This is a genomic window from Wolbachia endosymbiont of Drosophila barbarae (assembly GCF_044752445.1).
In the GTDB taxonomy this organism is placed as follows: domain Bacteria; phylum Pseudomonadota; class Alphaproteobacteria; order Rickettsiales; family Anaplasmataceae; genus Wolbachia; species Wolbachia pipientis.
Map to the genome: position 1 here is coordinate 1 of NZ_JBIXJM010000160.1, position 5,262 is coordinate 5,262.

Consider the following 5,262-nt stretch of genomic DNA (forward strand, 5'->3'; position numbering starts at 1 on the left):
ATATAACTTTTCATAGTAATCAATGCCCTTCTCTACATATTCCTGTCCATACTTTAGCATACTATAAAAAATGCACGCCAATTTCCTAGCCGTAGCGGTAATCGCTTTCGGTGCTCCTAGTCGTTTTTTTAACCTTCTGCAATATGCAACAATCCCACTGTTGCTTCTTGACACACATTGGGCAGCCATCCTAAAAGCATTTGCAGCACGAGCAATAACTTTGCGAGTTCTCGTCCCAAATACTTTTTCCCCTGTAACTTTATTAGCAGGACTTAGCCCCAACCAAGAAGTAAAGTGCTTCTCTGATGGCCATTTATCGTGGTTCAAACCAACTTCTGAGATAATTGTTTGTATAGTTAGCACATCAAGCCCAGGAACTTTAGTAAAATCAATACCGGTTACTCTATACAGTTCTTCGTGTAAAGGAAAGTCTGGTCTGTTTTTTGAAAACCTATTCTTTATTTTGCTGCATCGCTTATTCTCGTCAGATTTTGTTTCAAATGTTTTGTAATATTGTTCGATGCTTTTGTCGCATTCTGCTATTTTTTCCTGATAAATATTATACAATTCAAATTCTTGCTTTAACACAAATAAGAGTTCCTTTCTGTAGTCGCCTTTTAGCGCTTTTGCCATGGTAGATCTATCATTTTTTATCCGTACATCTCTCAATTCTGATAATTTTTCAGGATTCCTTTCACCTTCAATTATTGCTTTGATAATTTGCATACCGGTTACTCCAGTAATATCACTTATGACTTTGTGTAATTGAACGTTCATTTGAATTAACGCTTTTTGCATACGTAGAATATGTGTGGATGCACTTTCAATCAGGTTGCTACGTTGCCTAACGTAATTACGCAACACACACATTTGATCATCAGGTCTAAACGACCCATGGAGTAATCCATAGCTGTGTAATTGTTGTAACCATTGACAGTCTTGAACGTCGGATTTTCTACCAGGCACGTTCTTAATATATCGTGCATTTACCAATTTTACCTCAAATCCATATGACTCAAGTATTTGAAACAAAGGAATCCAATATACTCCTGTTGATTCCATAGCTACTGTTCTAATTTTACATTTCTTTAACCACCCTGCTAAGTTATGAAGATCAACTGTAAAGCATCCAAATTTTTTGACACGTTGTTCATCTCTTCCTTCAGGTACACATACATAATGTACAGCTGAGCCGATATCAATTCCTGCTGTATCAGGATTCACTATTTCTAGTTTACTTTTTGCCTTTATCATGGTAATTATCCTACTATAACTTATAATGGAGAAGCACTTAAGCTTGGGACGGTTAGATTATACAATCTTCTAATCGAGGTAGTCATAATAGACTCCATCAGTGGTTTAACCGTTCCTCCAAAACCACGCTCCTAAACGGGCACTTAAGCACCATTGATCAGTCGGTTATAACTGCAGAAGTACTTCTTGATAAATTATATATAAAAATTGCTATGGAAGTGAAGAAATAGTTTCTTTCCGGTTTAACAAGATTTTTTTCTTGTTCGACGCTCCTAATAAGTCCATCACCATTATTCATATAAGATACCCCTCTATTTTCTACGGCTAGAAACACCACTCACACTAGGAGCTTCAAACTTGGACTGCGGACCATCACCAGAACCATCAAGTGGCAAAGATGTTTTCTTACTACCATGAGCTTGAGATCGCGTCCGTAAATCATACCTAGGGCCATCACCTCCAGGAGGTAAAGTTGTTTTCTCTAACTCAGAAAACAATTCTTTCGCCAAATCATCGTAGTTTATACTTTCTTCCATTCCTTCCCTACCACATAATCTAAGGTTTTCTATCATGACTTCTTTAAAAAGTTCAAACTTTTCAGGGAAGCAATCCTTGGCAAATGACATTATATCTAATATTTCTTTTTTCTCTATTTCTTTTTCCCTATCAGACTCATGACTATCTTCTCGCTTCCAATTGACTATTAATCCTGCAAGCATACCACTTACATGAACTGTATAATTAGAAGTATTAACGGCAGCCTTCTTGTGTTTATAAAAGTGATCACATCCCCAAATCTTCATAATAACAGATCTAGCTTGAACACTTGACTCAGAATTTTTCAACATTACATCTGAGAGTGATGAAAGAAGAAGTTCATACTCTCGCTGTGAGAATATTTTGTCTGAATGGTCTCCTCCTGCTGAAACGCCTTTATAACACCAGCACTGTACCAAATCATGAACCGTATCAAAAAAACATGACTCTATTAATTCAGCAAGAAGGGAATATACTCCCTTATCTTTCTGCAGCAATTTCTGTAAAAGAGTATCTTTATCACCTATATTCCTTACACAAAAATCTAAAATAGGAGCATCTTTCTCAACAGATTGAACGCGAGACAGAGCAATAATAGCTTCTGTAAGTTTCTTTTCCTTATCTTCTTCTTTTAAATGAGTATAAAAATACTCTACTCCTTCACTCCACTTAAGTTTTACAGCACTGTCAAAACCTTCTGACGCGTTACTTGGTTGCTTTAATCCCCCAGATTCTCTATCGATCCAGAAATCAAACACAGGACCTTTCCTCTTTATGCTATCTAGTAACGAGTTTCGTACGTATTTGCCAATTTCAGTTTCAGTTTTACCATCAAATGCACCAGGAGGAAAATTGTTCCTATAAGATTCAAATCTTTTTTGAAAGAGTGGATGAATTTTATCTACCACACAGTAACTACAAGCCATCTCATATTTGCGAAGTGGATTATCTATTCCACCTATTTTTTCTTCAGTAAACCTTTGACCTAAAGCAGCATTATCCAACCTTACACCTGACCAGCAACCTTCATCTTGGAATACATTGTGCAAAAACTTCAACTTATCACCCTTAAAGTATTTTATGTGCTCCATAAAGTTATCTTGAAGGACTCCCACCCATCTCTTGATAGCTGACTTCCTCCCGGCAGCAACTGCTGGATCTGGATGTTTAATAGCTTCCTGTAATTTTTTGGACATCGTAGCCCGAAGCTCTTTCTGTGTTGGCATTAACCCCTCCTATTAAGTATTTATATAAAAAAGGCATTGTACAGACATTAGAATGGATTGCAATATTAAAATTACTAGAATAGAGGGTTTAATAAAAAAAACGTTATGGCTAAAACTTCTTTTCTTGAATTTTCTCAATATAATCAACAGAAAACCCTGTTATTTCAGCAATAACATCAATAGAAACACCCGCCTTGAGTGAATTTTTAGCCACAGCTATTTTAGCCTGTTTTTCGCCCTCTTCCCTGCTTTTTTCATGTCCGATTTGGATGGCTTCTTTATTTATGAGCTATATTAGCTGTGGTATTGTGTAGCAGATTATCCAACCTGGTGCTTCTCTACCTTTTTCCCACTTAGCAAATCTCATCTTTTCCTTGAGATAATATCTCCTATAAGCTTCCACAGCACTGCTGCATTTATACTGATCCGGCAGTGCTTGTATGAAAGCTTGCATATCAGTTGATCGAAAAATGAGTAAATCCTTATTACTATCACACCAATTTATTACTTCCTCTGATTTATGCTTCCTTTTGTATCGCTGTGTATACTCTTTACACAATTCTTTTCCATACTCTATCAACCAACAAAAGTTTCCTTTCGATTGCCTAGCCCATAAAGAGCAAGGATGGTTTTTGTGAGTAAGTTTATATGGAACTTCTATATTTTGGTTTGTGATACTGACAAAAGGATTTGGCGCTTTTAATGCGATTGAAAAAACACTACTAAGTAATTGAGCAGTTTCTAATGGCATTTTCACTATGTGCTTATCGCATAACATTCGTGCTGCAATTACTGGGTTTTCATCTAGTACAAAGATGTTCATCTAGGTGTCAAAAAATAAAATCAGATTAAGTCTTTGACTTCGTTAACTGTAAGACCAGTAGTTTGAGCTATAATATCAATAGAAACACCTGCTTTTAGTAGATTCTTTGCGACCTCAATTTTCTCTGCTTTTCTGCCTTTTTCATGTCCGATAAGGATGCCTTCCTCTCTACCTTCTTCTTTACCTTCCTCTCTAGCATCATCAAGTTTTTGAGCGAGGACAGCCTGTTCATCAAGAATACGTTTTATTTCCTGTTCATAGGCAATAAATTCTTTTTCTGACCAGTTGAATCTATTTAGCTCTTCATAGGCCTTTTTAATTATTACATCACTACCTATTATTTTTTCCAGCTCTTCTTCACTAGTCTCATCTGCATATCGAAAAAAATAAACCCATTTTTCAACTATATTTTCCAACTGATCTTCCTTATTCTTTGGAAATTTTGGCAACTCAATAAATATAAAATAGAAATCTTTTAGATCATGCTCATTAGTGTCTTCATNAGCAATGAAGATAATTTCCTTAAGGTTATGATACTGGTCACCTTTATCAGCTTGCCTTGAGTAAGCTTTAGCAGCATAGTATTGGGCACGTTTTTCAAAGCCTTTAGTTTTAGCGACCTGCATTTCGCAAATGTATTGAGCACCTGTAGAATCTCTACAGAGAACATCAACAATACTTTGCTTTTTAGCGGCGATATCGGGGTCTTGAATAGTACTTAAAAACTCTATATCCTTTATTTCATTTTTACCAGTAAAGCCAAGAATATCATTGAGGAAGTGAATAAGGATATCTCTATTTTTTTCAGTACCGAAGATACGCTTAAACGATACATCATTTTTGGGATCAAGAAACTTAGAAAAAGTCATAAGAAAGAACCTTAAAAAGCATTAATAATTATACACAATTCTGAAGAAATGTTCAAGTTTTTTATTTTTTTAAGTTTTGAATGCGTTGATGAAAAAAATGTCTCCCATAGATGGCTTTAGAATGCTACTACGCACCTTAGACGTCCTTTTGTACATCTTTTATTGACCCTTCTATAAAGCGCCTTAAAAGGCTGGCAAATGGATGCTATGAGTTTGGAGCTGTAGGAGACATCAAAGATACCCTTTTTGGTGTATAAAAATACGAATCTACGACAACATCGTTTAAAGAAATTAGCAGCTATTAATATCTTCTACCTTTTCATAAAAAAATAAACAAAAAAAAATTGAAAATTTGATTTGACTTCACCCAAAAGCTATGGCTTTATGCCAATACTGCTAAGAAAATAACAGTAAACATTTAAAAATAGTTTATTATTAGTGAAGGGTATATTATATGAACAATAAGAATAAAAGTAAAGATCGTAAAAAAGAAATAGAGTTCCGAATTGACCTTACCCAGAAAAAGTGGAGAGAAAGAAAGGAGTTTTTTCGG

4 protein-coding genes and 1 pseudogene are annotated in these 5,262 nt (G+C 35.4%); all 5 read right to left on the reverse strand.

The window, feature by feature from the left end; all coding sequences use genetic code 11:
* Positions 1-1,254: IS110 family RNA-guided transposase (locus tag ACIPNH_RS03010; RefSeq protein ID WP_400771638.1), on the reverse strand; the 1,254-nt coding region annotated here is incomplete at its 3' end.
* Between the two features lie 311 nt (positions 1,255-1,565).
* A complete protein-coding gene (locus ACIPNH_RS03015) occupies positions 1,566-3,017 on the reverse strand; it encodes a cytoplasmic incompatibility factor CifA (RefSeq protein WP_400771648.1) in 1,452 nt (483 codons plus the stop codon).
* 109 nt (positions 3,018-3,126) lie between these two features.
* A pseudogene (locus ACIPNH_RS06750) lies at positions 3,127-3,297 on the reverse strand (pyrimidine dimer DNA glycosylase/endonuclease V); the annotation flags it as partial.
* Between the two features lie 9 nt (positions 3,298-3,306).
* A complete protein-coding gene (locus ACIPNH_RS03020; protein WP_264724139.1) occupies positions 3,307-3,840 on the reverse strand; it encodes a pyrimidine dimer DNA glycosylase/endonuclease V in 534 nt (177 codons plus the stop codon).
* 20 nt (positions 3,841-3,860) lie between these two features.
* The gene (locus ACIPNH_RS03025) at positions 3,861-4,709 is read right to left on the reverse strand and encodes an Rpn family recombination-promoting nuclease/putative transposase (RefSeq protein ID WP_400771653.1); all 849 of its coding nucleotides are present in this window, start codon (positions 4,707-4,709) and stop codon (positions 3,861-3,863) included.
* Positions 4,710-5,262: the final 553 nt, after the last annotated feature.

Bases quoted from the DNA above. Each gene is read 5' to 3' on its own strand.
- ACIPNH_RS03015 (WP_400771648.1), bottom strand. From the start codon at position 3,017: ATGCCAACACAGAAAGAGCTTCGGGCTACGATGTCCAAAAAATTACAG.
- ACIPNH_RS03020 (WP_264724139.1), bottom strand. From the start codon at position 3,840: ATGAACATCTTTGTACTAGATGAAAACCCAGTAATTGCAGCACGAATG.